The following is a 17,668-nucleotide window of genomic DNA, read 5'->3' as shown; positions in this document are numbered from 1 at the left end:
CTGGCCAGCATTGATAGCGAGATTCCCCGCGCCGATGGTCTCTGTCGAAAATCTCTGCAGGGCTCTGCCCAGCGCAGGCGCGGCGCCTATGCTGCCGTGGCCGGCCGATCCTTGAACAGGACCGGATTGGCAACAGCGGGCTGCGCATACCGTATGCGCAGGCGCAGAAATGGCGCTTCTATGCAGGTGTAGCTGAGATAGCCGATCGGGATCGTCGCCAGGAAACACAGCAAGGACCAGAGGCAGGCAATGTAGAAATTGCTTATGCCCATGACGTTCGTGTTTATGAACGCCGCCAGTTGCATGACGAAGAACAGGTGCAGGAGATAGATCGAATAGCTGTAGGCCCCAGCCTTCTCCAGGATCTTGAATGGCAGGCCTGTTCGCTTCCTTGGAAAGCTGGTGTCGTAATAGGCGATCCCAAATGAATAGGCCGCCGCCTCCACCGTCGGCAGGATGATCCATATCCAATGTGGCGAGGGGTAGCGCTGTAGCCGGTAAAATCCCCCGGCGGCATCGAACCACCAGAAGAACCCCGAAAAGGCCAGCAGTACGGCCAGCGCCAGCCAGTGCCGGTCCTTCGCATAGGCGCGGAGATGGAAGGCAAGGATGCCGGCGAGAAACTGATCGGCATGGCCAATGATGGTCCAGGCCGCCGCCGACTGCACCTCGCCGAACTGCGCGTAAAGCGCCCACCTCAGCAAAATGGCTGCAGCGATAAACAGCAAAGGGGCGAACAGGAAGCGTCTGGACGCCATCAGCAGGAACGGCAGCAGGATGTAGAAGTGAGCTTCCACGGTTATCGACCAACCGCCGTTCGGGAGGGTGGGAAAGATCACCCCCTTCCCGACGTCGGTGAAATAGCCGCCCAGGGGTTGGCCTGCCATAGATACGCGGCAAGCCTCGACGGCTATCACGGCCAGCAAGAGCGGAAGCAACCTCAGCGCCCGGTTGGCGAAGAAGGGCAGATAGCTGACTTGTTTCCCATCAAGAAGCTTGGCGAACAGGTAGCCGGAGAGCGCCATGAACAATGAAACTCCGGTGAACCCCTCATCCAGCAGGCTGAAAATGGGCACGGCAGGCACGAAATCATAGGGCACCGGCCCCTCGGGAGACTGATGGAGGAAATGCCAGGTGAAGACCAGGAACGCCGCTAGGCCACGAATATGGTCCAGCGCCGGATAGTGTTCTCCAGTCGAAGATCTCATGATTCAGACCAGGCGTCCGGGCGTTCAACGATCATCGCCATGTCGCGCGGTCCAATACCCGCAACCGTGGCCGCAGAGCGAGGGTCCGCTCGCCAATGCCTAGTTTGTCTGCCTCTCGTTAATTTACACTTCCATCAGATGGAGAAAATTGATGTCCGGCGCGGCCAGCCGCAATCGCCGGAAACCGCGCGGGATGTACCGGGACGCAGCCGTGTCGATCAATCGACCTCCACGGCTACCACCGCCGCGCAGTCCCCGGCCTTGACCAGGCCGGGAAAATGCCGTGCCGCCAACATGCCCGGCATTTTTGCCCGGATCTCCTGCGGGGCAATGCCTGTGCGGCCAACCGAATGGATCCGTGCCAGCACCGCGCCCTCTTCGATGGGCTCGCCGAGATCGACCATGGTTTCGATCATGCCGTCCTCCTCGGCGAAGGAGAAGCAATCGCCTGACGGCATGTCCAGCCATCGAGTTCTGCTCTTCTCGACCGCGCCATCCACGATGCCGGCATGGCGCAGCACATTGAGAATGCCGCGCCGCGCGATACGCACGGTTTGCGCACGCGAGGTGCCGCCACCGCCCAGTTCGGTGCTGACGAAGACCTTGCCCATCTCCTCGGCCGCCGTGTCGTACATGCCGACCGAGTCGATTTCGATCATGCGCATCGCGAACGGAGCCGAGAATGCCGCCACCGCATCGAAGGCTTTTTGCTCCAGCGCCTTGTCGGGCAGTGTGTGGGCCGCGCAGAACGGCACGAAGTCCAGCGTCTTTCCCCCAGAATGAAAGTCGAAGACGATGTCGGCTCGAGGCAGCAGTTCACGCTGGAAATAGTCGGCGATCTTCTCGGTCACCGTGCCGTCCGGCCGTCCGGGAAAGCTGCGGTTCATGTTGCCCTTGTCGATCGGCGAGGTCCGCGTGCCGGCGCGGAAGGCTGGATAGTTCATCGCCGGCACGATGATCACCGTACCGCTGACATTTTTCGGGTCGAGCGTGCGGGCGAGATCGTAGAGCGCCAGCGGCCCTTCATACTCGTCGCCGTGGTTGCCGCCGGAAAGCAGCGCCGTCGGCCCCTTGCCGTTGCGGATGACGCAGATCGGGATCATCACCGAACCCCAGGCCGAGTCGTCTCGGCTGTAGGGCAGGCGCAGGAAACCGTGCTGGACGCCGTCACGGTCGAATTCGACGGTCGGCGCGATCGGCGACGGGCGGACGCTGGACATCGGGCTCAATTCTTCACCACCAGTTTGCGCGGAACATTGGCCAGGCACTCTACACCGGTTTCGGTGATCAGGATGGACTCGGTGATCTCCAGCCCCATCGTCTCCAGCCAGAGGCCGGTCATGAAGTGGAAGGTCATGCCGGGCTTGAGTTCGGTGCGGTCACCGGGGCGCAGGCTCATCGTGCGTTCGCCCCAGTCCGGCGGATAGGACAGACCGATCGAGTAGCCGGTGCGGTTGTCCTTGACGATGCCATACCTTTTCAGCACGGCGAAGAAGGCATTGGCGATGTCCTCGCAGGCGTTGCCGGGCTTGGCGGCGGCGAGCCCCGCCTCCATGCCTTCCAGTGTCGCCTTCTCGGCATCGAGGAACTCCTGCGTCGGCTTGCCGAGGAAGACGGTGCGCGACAGCGGACAATGGTAACGGTTGTAGCAGCCGGCGATCTCGAAGAAGGTGCCCTCGCCCCGCTTCATCGGCTGGTCGTCCCAGGTCAGATGCGGCGCCGAGGCGTCCACGCCGGACGGCAGCAGCGGCACGATCGCCGGATAGTCGCCGCCAATGCCGTCGACGCCGCGCGTGCCGGCATCATAGATCTCGGCGACGAGATCGCATTTGCGCATGCCGATCTCTATTCTGTCGAAGATGCGTTGGTGCATGGCTTCGACGATGCGGGCGGCCTTGCGCATGTAGTCGATCTCGGTCGGGCTCTTCACCGCGCGCTGCCAGTTGACCAGGGCGGTGGCGTCGACGAAGCGGGCATTGGGCAGATGCTTCTGCAGCGAGGCGAAGGCGGCGGCGGAGAACCAGTAATTGTCCATCTCGACACCGATGGTGAGCTTGCCCCAACCACGATCGACGAGCACGCTGGACAGGAAGTCCATCGGATGGCGTTCCGTCGACTGCACATAGTGGTCGGCGTAGCCGACGATGTTGTCCTGCGCGAGATAGGCGGTGCGCCTGGCGCCGTTGGCGTCCTGACCGCGGCCGTACCAGACGGGCTCGCCCGAGGGCGGCACGATGACCGCCTGGTGCACGTAGAAGGACCAGCCGTCATAACCGGTCAGCCAGGCCATGTTGGAAGGGTCGCTGACGATCAGGAGATCGACGCCCTTGGCCTCCATGGCTCGCTGCGTCTTGGCGAGGCGATCCGCAAATTCGCCGCGCGAGAATTTCAGGTTCGGTTGCATTCTTTTGCTTCCTCGTTTGTTGGGCCCTGGAGCCTGTTTCAACTTCGTCGAACCCGGCTCCAGGAATCTTTGCTTGAGCATGATCTGATCGGAAAACCGGTTCGCACTTTTCCGGGTCATGCTTTGCGGCCAGCATCAGCTCTCAAAAGTGGTTCCGGCATTGGCCGCCCGCGCGCGGTCGCGGGCGAACGTGGCGATCGCCGTGTCCTGCACGCCGGTGCCGGTGAGGTCGGCGATGGTGATATCGCTGGCCGAGCGTCTTCCGTGTCGTTCGCCCGCGATGATCTGGCCGAGTTCGGTCACTTCTTCCTCGGCGGCCATCACCCCTGCCGCGATGGCATGATGCAGTTCGCCCAGACGCCGCGTCTGGCGCGCGCTGTCGGCGACATAGAGATCGGCCATGCGCAGGATAGCCGGCGCGATCTCGTTCTTGTGTTCGGCGTCCGAGCCCATGGCGGTGATGTGCTGGCCGGCGGCGACGAAGCCGGCCTTGATCAGCGGCTCGGTCGATGGTGTGGTGGTGACGATGATGTCGGCGCCGGCGACGGCATTTGCTGCATCAGGCTCGGCGCGCACGACAATGCCCAGTCTTTCGCGCAAGCGGGCAGCAGTGGCTTCGGCCTTGGTGGCGTCGCGCGCCCAGATGCGTGCCTCGGCGATCGGCCTGACAAGACGCAGTGCCTCCAGTTGCAGGCCCGCCTGCAAACCGGCGCCGAAGATCGCTGCCACGGTGGAGTCCTCGCGCGACAGATGCTTCGCCGCGACCGCGCCGGCAGCGGCCGTGCGGACATCGGTCAGGTAGCCATTGTCGAGCAGCAGCGCCTCGACCACGCCGGTCCTTGCCGAAAGCAGCACCATCATGCCGCCACCGCTCGGCAGGCCGAGTTTTGGATTGTCGAAGAAGCCGGAGCTGATCTTCACTGCGAAGCCGTCGATACCGGGCACATAAGCGGACTTCACGTCGACCTCGCCGCGATGCTCGGGAATGTCGAGCCGCAGGATCGGCGGCATCGCCACGGGCAGAGTGGCGAGCGCGCGAAAAGCGTTCTCGACGCAGGCGACCGCATCGAGATCGAGCGTCACGATCTTGCGCAGTTCTTTCTCGGTGAGGATGGTCATCCGGCTCATGCTGCACGCTCCGCGATTGCGTCGCCGCAGACGATCTTGCGGTGCGCGTCCATATCGATGTTGCGACCGGAGAGAAGCGCAACCACCGGCCCGCTCGGCTTCACCTTGCCGGAAATCAGCGCGGCGACGCCGACCGCACCGGCGCCCTCGACGATCTCGCGCTCCTGCGCATATGCATGGCGCATGCCGGCGGCGATCTCGTCCTCGCTGAGCAGGACGACGTCGTCGAGCAGGTCGCGGCACATGGCGAAGGTCAGCCTATTGTCGAGGCCGATGCCACCCCCAAGCGAATCCGCCAGCGTCGGCAGTTCCTCCACCAGGACAGGCCGGCCGGCATCGAGGCTCGCCTTCATCGCAGCACCCCGGGCCATCGAAACTCCGATGATTTTTGTGGCGGGGCTGACGCCCTTGACGGCTGCGGCAACGCCAGAAGCCAAGCCGCCGCCGGAAAGCTGCACCAGCACGAGACCGGCGTCAGGAACCTGCTCGATCATCTCGAGCCCGAGCGTACCTTGCCCGGCGACGACATCGGGATGGTCGAAAGGCGGCAGCATGATGAGCTCCTCCTCCGCCACAAGCCGCTCGACCTCCTGCTGCGCGTCGTCCTGGCTGTCGCCGACGATGCGGACCTCCGCGCCGAGCCGGCGGATTTCGTCCAGCTTGTTCTGGGGCACCAGCCGCGACATGCAGATCACCGCGCGCATGCCTTCAAGCTTCGCCGCATGTGCCAGCGCGCGACCGTGATTGCCGGTCGAAGCGGCGACCACGCCGCGTGCCTTTTGCTCCGAGCTCAACGAGGCGACGGCATTCGAGGCGCCGCGCAGCTTGAAACTGCCGGTGGTCTGGCGATGTTCGAGCTTGAGATACACGGGGACACCGAGACGCTCGGAAAGGATCGGGGACAAAACGGTCGACGTGCGCTCGACTTTGCCGGCGATGCGGTCGCGAGCGGCGCGGATATCGCCAAGGGAGACGGTCGCCATCGTCATCAATCGTGCAGCAGCGGTAGCGTCAGCAGCCGCCCGAATTCGGGACGCGGCGTCTCGTCGCCACACAGCCGCAAGCAGTTCCAGGCTGTTGCCTGGTTGCTGGTCACCACAGGACGGCCGATTGCCTGTTCCATGTCGGTGACCGCAAGCGCGCCGCGCAGCGCCGTGCAGGACACAAACAGGGCATCGGCCTGCGGGTGGGTCGCCTGGCGCGCGAGATCGACAAGGGCTGTCGGGGGGATGCGCGCCATCTCGCGGTCGTCCTCGAAGCCGAGACAGGTGAAGCTGGCGATCTCGAAACCACGCGCGGCGAAGTAGGCCGCCATCGGCCTGGAGGTTTCGACCGTGTAGGGGGTCAGAATGCTGATCCGGCGCACGCCGAAGGCATTCAGCCCGCGCACGCCGGCCATTGGCGGGGTGACCGTGGGAACGCCAGGCTTGGCCGCCTGGATCGCCGTCTCGATCTCGGCATCACCGATCACCACCGAGGCCGACGTACAGGAGTAGCAGATGGCGTCGAGCTTCTCGTCGGGCAGGATCAGGGCCGCGCCCGCCGTCAGCGCCGGCTGCATCTTGCGCAGATTTTCCGGCGTCGTCGGATTGGCATAGGGAATGCGCGCGACATAGACGCCGATGCGCTCGCTTGCCACCATGCGGCGAAAATCCGGTTCGCTGGTGTGATCCGTGGCCAGGATGATCAGGCCGACGCGCTTGTCGAGCGGACGCTCGTCGAGTGATGGCCGTTTCGGATAGACCTTGATCTCGGGCAAAGGTTTCATCGGCTATCTCTCGATCTTGCCGTAACGGCGTTCCAGCCAGCGCAGCAGCACGACCGAACAGAGGCTGATGGCGAGGAAGAAGGCACCGACCAGCGTGATCGGCTCGATGTAGCGATAGTAGGTGTTGGCGACGCTTTTGGCCTGGTTCATCAGTTCCAGCACGGTGATCGCCGAGAGCAACGGCGTCTCCTTGAACATGGCGATGAAATAATTGGCCAGCGCCGGGATCATCGGCGGGATGGCTTGCGGGATGATGACGTGCGTCCAGGTCTGCCGGGCGCTGAGATTGCAGGCCTTGGCGGCCTCCCACTGGCCACGTGGTACATTGTCGATGCCGGCGCGGTAGACCTCCGCCGTGTAGGTGCCGTAATGCAGCCCGAGCCCGATGACACCGGCGACCAGCGGCGGCAGCAGGATGCCGATGTCGGGCAGCACGTAGAAGATGAAATAGAGCTGCACCAAAAGCGGCGTGCCGCGGATGAATTCGGCCGCCCAGCCGACGGTGCGTGACAGGGCCTTGTTGGGCGAGCGGCGCGCAAGCGCGATGCCCAGCCCGACGATCGCCGCCAGTACCGAGCCGAGCAGCGTGGCCAGGATGGTGATCTTCACCCCCTGGATCAGCGTCGGCATGATCTGCCATACGAAATTCCAGTCCCACTCCATCAGACGCGCACCCCATCGAGGCCGCGCGCCATGCGGCGCTCCAGCGAGCGCACGCCCCACGAAATGAGCAGCGCCAGGATGAAATAGATGACCAGGATGGTGGCGAACGGCACCATCGTGTTGCCGGTCTGGGCGCGCACCACCTGCGCCTGGAAGGTCAGGTCCGCGAGCGAGATCAGCGAGACCACGGAGGTGGCCTTGAGCAGCTCGATGGCGTTGTTGCCGAAGGTCGGCAGCATCACCAGAAAGGCCTGCGGCAGGATGACATGGCGCAGGCCTTGCCAGCGGCCGAGATTGAGCGCGATGCAGGCCTCATGCTGTTCACGGCCGATCGACTGCACGGCCCCGCGCACCACTTCGGCGGCATAGGCGCCGACGTTCAGGCCCAGCGCCAGCACGCCGGCCTGCAGCGGGGTCAGTTCGAGGCCGATCAAAGGCAGCACGAAATAGGCGAAGAACAGCTGCACGAAGATCGAGGTGCCGCGGAAGAATTCGATATAGGCGGTGGCGAGCGCCCGCAAAACGAAGAAACGTGACAGCCGTCCCATGCCGGCAAGAAGGGCCATGATCAGGGCAAGCGCCGACCCCATCAGCGTCAGCTCGATGGTGACAAGCGCTCCCTGCAATATCAGACCGAGATAGCCGGACCACTGGGTCATTCGGTTTCCAACGTTGGTTTAGCCTTCCTTCTCCCCGTTCCCGGGAGAAGATGCCGACAGGCAGATGAGGGGCTGAGCCATCCTTGCGAAAGTTAGTGCCGCCCCTCATCCGGCCCTTCGGGCCACCTTCTCCCCGTAAACGGGGAGAAGGGAGGAGCAGCTACTTCGCCGCGCAGAGCTTGTCGCGCGTCGTCGACATGGCGGCGGCGGCCGAGAAACCGTAGGGCTCGATGATCTTGGCGAACTCGCCCGACTTCTTCATCTTGGCGAGTTCGACGTCGAACTGATCGCGCAGCGCCTCGTCGCCCTTCTTGAAGGCGGCGCCGTCGCAATAGACAGGGGCGCCCTGCACCGGGGCAATGACTTCGAGGTTCGGGTCGTTGGCCTTCTTCATCAGATCGTTGATCGACAGAACCGGCAGCGAATAGGCGTCGATGCGGCCGTCCTGCACCATCTTCAGGCCGCTCTGGCCGTCCGGCACGACGATGACGCGTTCGCGCGGCACGCCGGCGTTGAGCGCCAGCTTCTCCTCGGTGCCGCCGCCGGGCGCGCCGATCGTGGCCGATGTGTCCTTGGCGACGTCCTCGTAGCTCTTGAAGCCTTTCGGATTGCCCTTCTTTACCAGCATCGCCTCGGCGTCGCACAGCACAGGCTCGGAATAGGCGACCGCGGCGCAACGCTCCGGCTTCATGAACAGGCCGGCGGTGACGACGTCGAAGCGGCCGGCCTGCAAGCCGGGGATCATGGCGCCATATTCGGAGATCGAGGCGACGATGTCGGCGACACCGAGCCGCTTGAAGATCTCGCGCGCCACGTCCGGTGCAGCGCCCGAGACCTTGCCGTCGGCGGCAACCGCCGTATAGGGCGGCTCGTTCGCGATGGCGACACGGGCGAAGCCCTGTGCCTTCAACTGCTCGAGCTTGCTGTCGTCGGCCGAGCCCGGGATAGAGGCGGCTAGAACCGCCGTCAGTGCCAAGCCGGCGACGCCGGCCAGAATGCCAAGTTTCTTCATTGTTCCCAACTCCTTGTTTCTTGTCTTGGTTTGACTTCTTGTCTTGGTTTGTCTGGGGCGATGCTCCACCCCGCAAAGCGGTCAGACGCGATGTCCGGCCGCGATGATCTTCTTCAGGAAGCCTTGCGTGCGCTCCTGCTTGGGATGGCGGAAAATCTCGTCGGGCTTGCCTTCCTCGACGATTTTGCCGCGATCGAAGAACAGCACCCGGTCGGCAAAGTCGTGGGCAAAACCCATTTCGTGGGTGACCAGCAGCATGGTCATGTCGGTCTCGGCGCAAAGCCGCCACAAGACGTTGAGCACCTCTTCGACCAGTTCCGGATCGAGCGCCGACGTCACCTCGTCGAACAGCATGATCTTCGGCTGCAGCGCGAGCGCCCTGGCGATCGCCACGCGCTGCTTCTGGCCGCCCGACAGTTGCGCCGGCATCGCCTTTGCCTTGTCGGCCATGCCGACCATGTCGAGCAGTTCCATCGCCCGCTTCTCGGCGGCGGGGCGCGGCATGCCCTTGGTCAGCATCGGCGCCAGGGTCACATTGTCGATGACGCTCTTGTGCGGAAACAGGTTGAACAGCTGGAACACCATGCCGATCTTCTGGCGCATCCGCGCCAGATGCCTCTCGTCGGCCGGCAGCAGCTGACCGTTGCGCTCCATATGATAGAGCTGCTCGCCCTCGATCTGGATGTGGCCGCCATCGATGCGCTCCAGCGTCATCAGGATGCGCAGGATCGTGGTCTTGCCCGAGCCGGAGGGGCCGATCAGCGCCAGCTTCTCGCGCGGCATGACCTGCATCGACAGGCCGTCCAGCACCTTGAAGGCACCGAAGCTCTTCGAAATGGCATCGACCTTGATGATGGGTGCGGACAAATGAATTTCCCCGTGCTGGAGAAGCCTGTGCCCTTAACGATGCGGAACGCGCCAAATCATGTCAATTGGGAAAATAATATCATGACAATTATTCTGATTGCGCACATTTTCCGGTCAATTGTGGCTGGCTTTTTGGGCATGCCGTCGTCCCGAAACCGCTTCGCACTTTGGGCGACATGCTCAGATAGCGAGCAGCAAATGCTCCGGATCGCCAAGCAGCAGCTTGGTGACAACGCCGAGACCGGCGCGCAGTTCCCCTTCGGTAGTCGAGCCCAGCGAGATGCGCACCGCCGGATGCCAGGGCGCATCCGAAATGCGGAACGATGTGCCCGGCGCGATCGCCACGCCCTGCAGCCGGGCTTGGGCGACAAAGCCCTCCTCGGCGCGGTCTTCGGGCAGTTGCAGCCAGACATGCAGCCCGTCGCGCCGGGCGCGATAGTCGATCCCTGCCAACACTTCGGCGGCGATATCCTGCCGCCGCCGTAACGCGGCGCGCTGCCAGCGCACCAGTTCCATCGCCGTGCCGTCGGTCACCCATTTGGTGGCGATCTCGGCTACCAGCGGCGTTGCCATCCAGTTCGACACCAGATGCCGGTTGGCGACGGCGGCGACATAGCGGTCGGGCGCCGCGAGATAGCCGATGCGCAGGCCGGGCACGGTGATCTTGGTGAAAGAGGTAACATAGAGCGTACGCTCCGGGGCAAAGGCGGCGACCGGCGGCGGCCGGTCCTCGACCAGCGGCCCCAGCACGTCGTTCTCGATGATGGCGATGTCATGCTTGCGCGCAACCGCCGCGATTTCTTCGCGCCGCCGCGCGTCCATGAGCGTTGCCGTCGGGTTGATCACCGAGGGTTGCACGAACACCGCGCGGATGTCGGAAAGGCGGCAGGCCTCGTCCAATGCCTCCGGGACCAGGCCGTTATCATCGATCGGCAGGCCTTGGAGGTTGAAACCGAGATAGCGGGCCAGCGGCACCAGCGTGTGGTGGCCGATCGCCTCGGTGGCAACGGTCGAGCCAGGCGGCGCCACGCTCATCAGCGCCACCGTCATGCCGGCGGTAGCGCCGTTGGTCAGGCTGATGTTCTGCGCTGAAATGTCGAGCCCGCACAATTTCAGCCATTCGACCGCCACCGCACGATGGCGCGGAAACACCATGTTGGGCCGGAAAGACAGCGCCGAACTCGACGGCAGGTTTTCAGCGAGCCAGCCCAGCGCCTGCTTCAGCCGCTCCAGATGCATCGGCTCGCAGACCGGCTTCAGGATGGAGAGATCAATGACCTCGCCGAGACGCTCGGGCAGATAGGGCGGCTCCGGCTCGCGGCGCTGCGTCTGGACGAAGCTGCCACGGCCGATCTCGCCCGAAATCAGGCCGCGCCGGATCAACTCCTCATAGGCGCGGCTGACCGTCTGCACCGAAAGCTTGAGATCATCGGCCAGCCGTCGATGTGTCGGCAGCCGCGCGCCATTGGCAAGACGCCCGTCATGGATGGCGCGCGCGAACTGATCGGCAAGCGATTGATAGGCTGGCCGCCTTATGAGCGCGGGATCGGGTTGCCACAATGTCATGACTTATTAGAGATCGAAATCAGTGCAATTGACAATCGAAATAATGCGCCATCATGGTACTGTGGACGAAAAAAGTGGGCGCTGATGACTGCTGCGAAACTCGACGCGATCGACCTCAAAATCCTCGACGCCATCCAGCGCGACGGGCGCATCACCAAGCTGGCGCTGGCCGAGCAGGTGGGGCTGTCGCCGACCCCATGCTGGATGCGGCTGCGCAAGCTGGAGAAGGCCGGCATCGTCTCGGGCTATCACGCAAGGATCGCCATGCGCGTCGTGGCACCGGTGGCCACCGTACTGATGGAGGTGACGTTGGCCAGCCACCGCCAGGCCGATTTCGACCGCTTCGAGCGTGTCATCCGCGATATCCCCGAGATCGTCGCCTGCTGGTCGGTGGGCGGCGGCGTCGACTATGTGCTGAAGGTGATGGCTCGCGACATCGATGCCTATCAGCGGCTGGTCGACGGCTTGCTCGACCGCGAGATCGGCATCGACCGCTACTTCACCTACATCGTCACCAAGACGGTGAAGGAAGAGATCGCACTTCCCATCGCCGAGTTGCTGCCGGTGTCGCCGTAGTGCCGGAGACATCGTCTGCTGAGGCGGCACAATAGAGAGAATCTCTCTACTTCAGGACACCCAAACAGCCTCTCTGTCTGCCCACGATGGATAGTCTCCCAGGATCAGACCGAACCGGGAGGCTTCGACCATGTCCGCGCATTTCGCCCGCTCGCATCGCCATGAGGCGCTCGACCGCCTCGCCGACCGCCGTCTGCTGCGCGAACTCGCCTATGTCGACGGCCACTGGACGGCGAGCGAGGCCGCCGAAAGCTTTGAGGTCACCGATCCGGCGACAGGAAGCACGGTCGCCTTCGTCGCGGCGCTGGACGCACGGCAAACGACAAAAGCAATCGATGCCGCCGCGCGCGCTTTTCCGGCCTGGCGGTCGCTGCTGCCGCAGGAGCGGTCAAGAATCCTGCGAAAATGGTTCGAGCTGATCATCGCCGCGAAAGGCGACCTCGCGCTGCTGATGACCCTGGAACAGGGCAAGCCCTTGCAGGAATCGCTCGGCGAAATCGACTATGCCGCCTCTTTCGTCGAGTGGTATGCGGAGGAAGCCAAGCGCCTCAACGCCGAGAGCGTCACCAGCCATCTGGCGAATGCGGAAATGATGGTGCGGCGCGAGCCGCTCGGCGTCGTCGGCATCGTCACGCCGTGGAATTTCCCCTCAGCCATGCTGACCCGCAAGGCGGCCGCAGCCCTGGCCGCCGGCTGCACCATTGTCGCGCATCCGTCCTCGGAAACGCCGCTGTCGGCGCTGGCACTGGCCGAGCTTGGCGAGCGCGCCGGACTGCCGGCCGGCGTCTTCAACATCGTCACCGGCAAGGCCGCGACGATCGTCGGGCGGATGTGCGAAGACGCGCGCGTCCGCGCCATGAGTTTTACCGGTTCGACCGAGATCGGCAGGCTGATCGCCGCGCAGAGCGCGCCGACAATGAAGCGGCTGGTGATGGAGCTTGGCGGCCACGCTCCGCTGATCGTCTTTGCCGATGCCGATCTCGACAAAGCGGTAAACATCGCCATCGACGCCAAATTCGCCACATCGGGCCAGGATTGCCTCGCCGCCAACCGCACCTACGTCCAGCGACCGATCTACGATCGCTTCTGCGCCGCCTTCGCCAAGCGGATCGAGGCGCTGCGGACCGGCAATGGCCTTGACGACAGGACTGACATCGGGCCGCTGATGCATGAGCGCGCTGTCCAGAAAGTCGAGGAGCAGGTCGCCGATGCGCTCGCCCACGGCGCGCGTTGCCTTGCCGGCGGCAAGCGACATCAGGCCGGGCCGCTGTTCTACCAGCCGACGCTGCTGGCCGACGTTTCCGACGCGGCGCTGATCATGGGCGAGGAGACTTTTGGGCCGGTCGCCGCGGTGACGCCATTCGACAGCGAGGGCGAGGTGATCGAGCGCGCCAATGCCACCGAATATGGCCTCGTTGCCTATGTCGTGACCGAGAACGGCGCGCGGCAGCAACGCATGGGCCGCGCGCTCGACTACGGCATGGTTGCCATCAACCGGGTGAAGATCACCGGCGCGCCAATCCCGTTCGGCGGCGTCAAGCAGTCGGGCATTGGTCGCGAAGGCTCGCGCCATGGGCTCAAAGCGTTCACCGATCTCAAATATCTCTGTCTCGATGTAGCCTAAGCTGCAGCGGAATCGCCCTTTCGTCAGGAGTAGAAAAAATGCTCGACCAGTCCAACGAACTCAACGCCTGGGATCGCGACCACTTCTTCCATCCCTCGACGCATATGGGCACGCATGCGCGCGGTGAATCGCCGACCCGCGTCATGGCGGGCGGTGAAGGCGTCACCGTCTGGGACAACAATGGCAGGAAGAGCATCGATGCCTTTGCCGGCCTCTATTGCGTCAATGTCGGCTATGGCCGCCAGAAGATCGCCGATGCCATCGCCACCCAGGCGAAGAACCTCGCCTACTATCATGCTTATGTCGGCCACGGCACCGAAGCCTCGATCACGTTGGCCAAGATGATCATCGACCGCGCGCCGAAGGGCATGTCGAGGGTCTATTTCGGGCTCTCCGGCTCGGACGCCAACGAAACCAACATCAAGCTCATCTGGTACTACAACAATGTGCTCGGCCGGCCGGAGAAGAAGAAGATCATCTCGCGCTGGCGCGGCTATCACGGCTCGGGCGTGATGACGGGATCGCTGACCGGGCTGGAGCTCTTCCACAACGCCTTCGACCTGCCGCGCGCGCCGGTGCTGCACACCGAAGCGCCCTATTATTTCCGCCGCGCCGACCGCTCGATGAGCGAGGAGCAGTTCTCGCAGCACTGCGCCGACAAACTCGAGGAGATGATCCTGGCCGAAGGTCCCGAAACCGTCGCAGCCTTCATCGGCGAGCCGATCCTCGGAACCGGCGGCATCGTGCCGCCGCCCGCCGGCTACTGGGAGAAGATCCAGGCGGTGCTGAAGAAGTATGATGTGCTGCTGGTCGCCGACGAAGTGGTTACCGGCTTTGGCCGGCTGGGCACCATGTTCGGCTCCGATCATTACGGCATCAAGCCGGACCTGATCACCATCGCCAAGGGCCTGACCTCGGCCTATGCGCCGCTGTCGGGCGTCATCGTCGCCGACGGAGTGTGGAAGGTGCTGGTCGATGGGTCCGACAAGCTCGGCTCGCTCGGCCATGGCTGGACCTATTCGGCGCACCCGATCTGCGTTGCCGCCGGTGTCGCCAATCTCGAACTGATCGACGAGATGGATCTGGTGACGAATGCCGGCGAGACGGGTGCCTATTTCCGTGCCGAGCTCGCCAAGGCCGTCGGCGGCCACAGACACGTTGGCGACGTGCGCGGCGACGGCATGCTGGCGGCGGTCGAGTTCGTCGCCGACAAGGACGACCGGGTGTTCTTCGACGCTTCGCAGAAGATCGGGCCGCAAGTGGCGACGGCGCTGGCCACCAGCGGGGTTATCGGCCGCGCCATGCCGCAGGGCGACATTCTGGGCTTCGCGCCGCCGCTCTGCCTGACGCGCGAGGAGGCCGACATCGTCGTCTCGAAGACGGCGGATGCGGTGAAAAGCGTGTTCGCCAATCTCTGAGATCGACGATGAACGCCATGACCGCAACCGTTCCCGCCACCATGGCCGCCGTGCTGCTCACCGGGCACGGCGGACCGGAAAAGCTCGTCTACCGCACCGATGTGAAAGTACCCTCGCCCGCACCGGGTGAAGTGTTGGTCAAGGTCAGTGCCTGCGGGATGAACAACACCGACGTCTGGGTGCGCCAGGGGGCCTATGGTACGGAGGAGGATGCCGGCGCCGTGTCGACCTGGCGGCGCCAGGGCAACACGCTGACATTCCCGCGCATCCAGGGCACCGACACGGTTGGCACCATCGTTGCCGTCGGCGAAGGCGTTTCGCCGGACCGCATCGGTGAGCGGGTGACGGTCGATTTCTCCATCTACAACCGCGACGACGATTCATTGGCCGACATCGACTATATGGGCCATGGCCGCGACGGCGGTTACGCCGAGTACCAGACCGTGCCGGCGCAGAATGCGTATGTCGTCGACACCGATATGAGCGACGTCGAACTCGCCACCTTCTGCTGCGCCTACCTGACCGGCGAACAGATGCTGGAACGCGCTGGCTTGAAAGCCGGCGAGCGCGTGCTGGTCACCGGTGCCTCGGGCGGCGTCGGCTCCGGCATCGTGCAATTGGCGCGGGCGCGCGGCGCCATCCCCTACGCCGTCGTCGGCAAGGGCAAGGAACAGGCGGTGCTCGACATCGGCGCCGAGGCCGTCATCACCCGTGGCGTCGCCGATCTGCCGCGGGCCGTGGCTGAAGTGACCGGCGGCCAGCCGATCGATGTGGTGGCCGATCTTGTCGGCGGCGCGATCTTCAACGACCTTCTGCGTATTCTGCGGCCCGAAGGCCGCTACACCACCGCCGGTGCGATCGCCGGGCCGGTCGTGCAGCTCGATCTCAGGACCATGTATCTCAAGCAATTGCAGTTGCATGGCTCGAGCCAGGGCACGCGGGCGGATTTCCGCCGGCTCGTCGGCTACATCGAGGCGAAAAAGATCCGGCCACTGGTCGGCGGCGTCTACCGGCTCTCCGATTTTCATCGCGCACAGGCCGACTTCGTCGCAAAGGATTTTGTCGGCAAGCTGGTAGTGGTACCTGATGCCGTCGCGGAGCGGCCGGCGTAGTTCCTGGCCCCCTGCTTTAGCCACCTTCTGCCGCTGTCCCAATGGGAATGGCTTGCAGTCGTGTCCGCGAGCCGTCACAAACGGCGACGCCCGTAGTCATGCTGGGCATCTGGTCGCGGGATACAGGCGAGACATGACAGGCCGAATGATATTGCTCGATGCCAAGCCGCTCGGCGTGGCCGACGTCGCAGAGATCGCACGCCGCAACGCCCGACTGATGCTGGGCGAGGAGGCGATGCGCCGCATCCGGGCGAGCCGCGCCCTGATCGAGCATCTGACCGGGCTTGGCAAGCTGATGTACGGCGTCACCACGGGCCTGGGCGCCTGTGTCGACACGCCGCTCGCGCAGGCGGACCTGATCGCCTTCCAGCACAGCGTGCCACTCAGCCACAGCATGGGCATCGGACCGGCGCTGCCCACCGAGGCGGTGCGGGCACTGATGACCGCGCGCATCTCGGGCATGGCCGCCGGTGGCACCGGCGCGTCCGAGCGCGTGGTCATGGGCCTTGTCGCGGCGCTCAATGCCGGCGTCCATCCGGTGATCCCGACCTGGGGCTCGATCGGCGCAGCCGACCTTGCCCATCTCGGCCATATGGCGAGGTCGCTGCGCGGCGATGGCGAGGCGGAATTCCAGGGCAGGATCATGCCCTCCGCCGAGGCGCTTGCCTTGGCCGGGCTCGAGCCGCTGGACCTGCGCGAGAAGGACGGCCACGCCATCATCGTCGCCAACAGCCTGTCGACCGGAACGGCGTGCCTGTGCCTCGAAGACGTCGCCCATCTCATCGACTGGGCGCTGGCCGCCGTGGCGCTCAACTACGAGGCGTTTCGCTCCTCCCTCACCGCGATCGACGAGCGGGCGCTGGCCGCGCGGCCGGCCTTCGGCCAGCGCGAGATCGGCGCGCGGTTGCGCGCGGAGCTGGCGGGAAGCGGCTTGTGGAAGGACAAGGCGGCTCGGCGCCTGCAGGATCCGCTCAGCTATCGCTGCGTTCCACAGGTCTGGGGCGGCCTGCTCAATGCGTTCGAACAGGCGCGGCTGGCTACCGAGATCGAACTGACCCATTCGGGCGACAACCCAGTGATCCTGGCCGACGGCGATCGGGTGATTTCCAACGGCAATTTCGACCTGACAGCAATGACGCTCGCCTGGGAGCAGCTCGGCCAGGCACTCGCGCATTGCGCGGTTGGCACCGCCAACCGCAGCATGAAGCTGATGTCGCCGACAACAGCCGAACTGCCGCGTTTCTTGTCGGCGAGAGGCGGCAGCCGTCAGGGCTATGCGGAACTGCAAAAGCCCTTGTCCGCGCTGGAAGCCGAAATCCGGCACCTGGCCAACCCGATGTCACTCAGCCCGCTCGCCGTTTCGGACGGCATCGAGGACCAGTCGTCGATGGCGCCGCGTGTGGTGGCCAAGACGGCCGAGATCATCGAGCGCATGCGCTATCTCGTGGCGATGGAGCTGATCTTCGCGGCGACGGGCGTGGAGTTGCGCGGTGTCGTCGACAGCATGGGCGAAGGGCCGCAGCGCACCTTCGCCGCCGTGCGTGCGCTCGTCAGCCCGCTCGACGACGACCGCGAGATGAGCACCGACATGACGCGGGTGGCGCGGATGGTGGCGGGTCCGCGCCACTGAGCCGACGTTCTCATCCCGACAGCTCCCGTTTTG

16 protein-coding genes are annotated in these 17,668 nt (G+C 64.5%); 5 read left to right on the top strand and 11 right to left on the bottom strand.

What is annotated here, in order from left to right:
• Window positions 1–86: 86 nt before the first annotated feature.
• From CK226_RS04505 to CK226_RS04455, 11 genes are all read right to left on the bottom strand, one after another.
• Window positions 87–1,208 (bottom strand): acyltransferase, encoded by a 1,122-nt coding sequence (locus CK226_RS04505; protein ID WP_095791164.1) that lies wholly within the window; start codon window positions 1,206–1,208, stop codon window positions 87–89.
• Window positions 1,209–1,426: 218 nt separating this feature from the next.
• A complete protein-coding gene (gene doeB / locus CK226_RS04500) occupies window positions 1,427–2,428 on the bottom strand; it encodes a N(2)-acetyl-L-2,4-diaminobutanoate deacetylase DoeB (protein ID WP_095771275.1) in 1,002 nt (333 codons plus the stop codon).
• Between the two features lie 5 nt (window positions 2,429–2,433).
• The gene (gene doeA / locus CK226_RS04495; protein WP_095791427.1) at window positions 2,434–3,612 is read right to left on the bottom strand and encodes an ectoine hydrolase DoeA; all 1,179 of its coding nucleotides are present in this window, start codon (window positions 3,610–3,612) and stop codon (window positions 2,434–2,436) included.
• 135 nt (window positions 3,613–3,747) lie between these two features.
• Window positions 3,748–4,740: a cyclodeaminase gene (locus CK226_RS04490; RefSeq protein WP_095791163.1), complete on the bottom strand. Its 993-nt coding sequence runs from the start codon at window positions 4,738–4,740 to the stop codon at window positions 3,748–3,750.
• Window positions 4,737–5,723 (bottom strand): hydroxyectoine utilization dehydratase EutB, encoded by a 987-nt coding sequence (gene eutB / locus CK226_RS04485; RefSeq protein WP_179300965.1) that lies wholly within the window; start codon window positions 5,721–5,723, stop codon window positions 4,737–4,739. Before eutB ends, CK226_RS04490 begins: the two co-directional genes overlap by 4 nt.
• 5 nt (window positions 5,724–5,728) lie before the next feature.
• Entirely contained in the window at window positions 5,729–6,508 is a 780-nt protein-coding gene (gene eutA, locus CK226_RS04480) for an ectoine utilization protein EutA (protein WP_095791161.1), read from the bottom strand.
• Window positions 6,509–6,511: 3 nt separating this feature from the next.
• Window positions 6,512–7,171 carry an ectoine/hydroxyectoine ABC transporter permease subunit EhuD gene (gene ehuD, locus CK226_RS04475; RefSeq protein ID WP_095771279.1) on the bottom strand — a complete coding sequence of 220 codons (660 nt, stop codon included), beginning with the start codon at window positions 7,169–7,171 and terminating at the stop codon, window positions 6,512–6,514.
• Window positions 7,171–7,830, bottom strand: coding sequence for an ectoine/hydroxyectoine ABC transporter permease subunit EhuC (ehuC, locus tag CK226_RS04470; protein ID WP_095791160.1), 660 nt, complete (start codon window positions 7,828–7,830; stop codon window positions 7,171–7,173). Before ehuC ends, ehuD begins: the two co-directional genes overlap by 1 nt.
• Window positions 7,831–7,990: 160 nt before the next feature.
• Window positions 7,991–8,842 carry an ectoine/hydroxyectoine ABC transporter substrate-binding protein EhuB gene (ehuB, locus tag CK226_RS04465; protein ID WP_095771281.1) on the bottom strand — a complete coding sequence of 284 codons (852 nt, stop codon included), beginning with the start codon at window positions 8,840–8,842 and terminating at the stop codon, window positions 7,991–7,993.
• Between the two features lie 81 nt (window positions 8,843–8,923).
• Window positions 8,924–9,709 carry an ectoine/hydroxyectoine ABC transporter ATP-binding protein EhuA gene (ehuA, locus tag CK226_RS04460; RefSeq protein WP_179296362.1) on the bottom strand — a complete coding sequence of 262 codons (786 nt, stop codon included), beginning with the start codon at window positions 9,707–9,709 and terminating at the stop codon, window positions 8,924–8,926.
• Window positions 9,710–9,889: 180 nt separating this feature from the next.
• Window positions 9,890–11,275: a PLP-dependent aminotransferase family protein gene (locus CK226_RS04455; protein WP_095791159.1), complete on the bottom strand. Its 1,386-nt coding sequence runs from the start codon at window positions 11,273–11,275 to the stop codon at window positions 9,890–9,892.
• Between the two features lie 84 nt (window positions 11,276–11,359).
• Between CK226_RS04455 and CK226_RS04450 the strand changes: the two genes are divergently transcribed.
• From CK226_RS04450 to hutH, 5 genes are all read left to right on the top strand, one after another.
• Complete coding sequence (locus CK226_RS04450) at window positions 11,360–11,851, top strand: Lrp/AsnC family transcriptional regulator (RefSeq protein ID WP_010914600.1); 492 nt, start codon at window positions 11,360–11,362, stop codon at window positions 11,849–11,851.
• A gap of 130 nt (window positions 11,852–11,981) precedes the next feature.
• Entirely contained in the window at window positions 11,982–13,475 is a 1,494-nt protein-coding gene (locus CK226_RS04445; protein WP_095791158.1) for an NAD-dependent succinate-semialdehyde dehydrogenase, read from the top strand.
• A gap of 38 nt (window positions 13,476–13,513) precedes the next feature.
• Complete coding sequence (locus tag CK226_RS04440; RefSeq protein ID WP_095791157.1) at window positions 13,514–14,893, top strand: aspartate aminotransferase family protein; 1,380 nt, start codon at window positions 13,514–13,516, stop codon at window positions 14,891–14,893.
• 8 nt (window positions 14,894–14,901) lie between these two features.
• On the top strand, window positions 14,902–16,005 hold the full coding sequence (locus CK226_RS04435) for an alcohol dehydrogenase family protein (protein WP_095791156.1): 1,104 nt from the start codon (window positions 14,902–14,904) through the stop codon (window positions 16,003–16,005).
• Window positions 16,006–16,138: 133 nt separating this feature from the next.
• Window positions 16,139–17,635, top strand: a complete 1,497-nt coding sequence (gene hutH, locus CK226_RS04430) for a histidine ammonia-lyase (RefSeq protein ID WP_095791155.1) — start codon at window positions 16,139–16,141, stop codon at window positions 17,633–17,635.
• Window positions 17,636–17,668: the final 33 nt, after the last annotated feature.

This window comes from Mesorhizobium sp. WSM4311 (assembly GCF_002295115.1).
Classification (GTDB): Bacteria; Pseudomonadota; Alphaproteobacteria; order Rhizobiales; family Rhizobiaceae; genus Mesorhizobium.
Note: the sequence above shows the minus strand (reverse complement) of the source record. Positions and strands in the feature narration are given on the sequence as shown.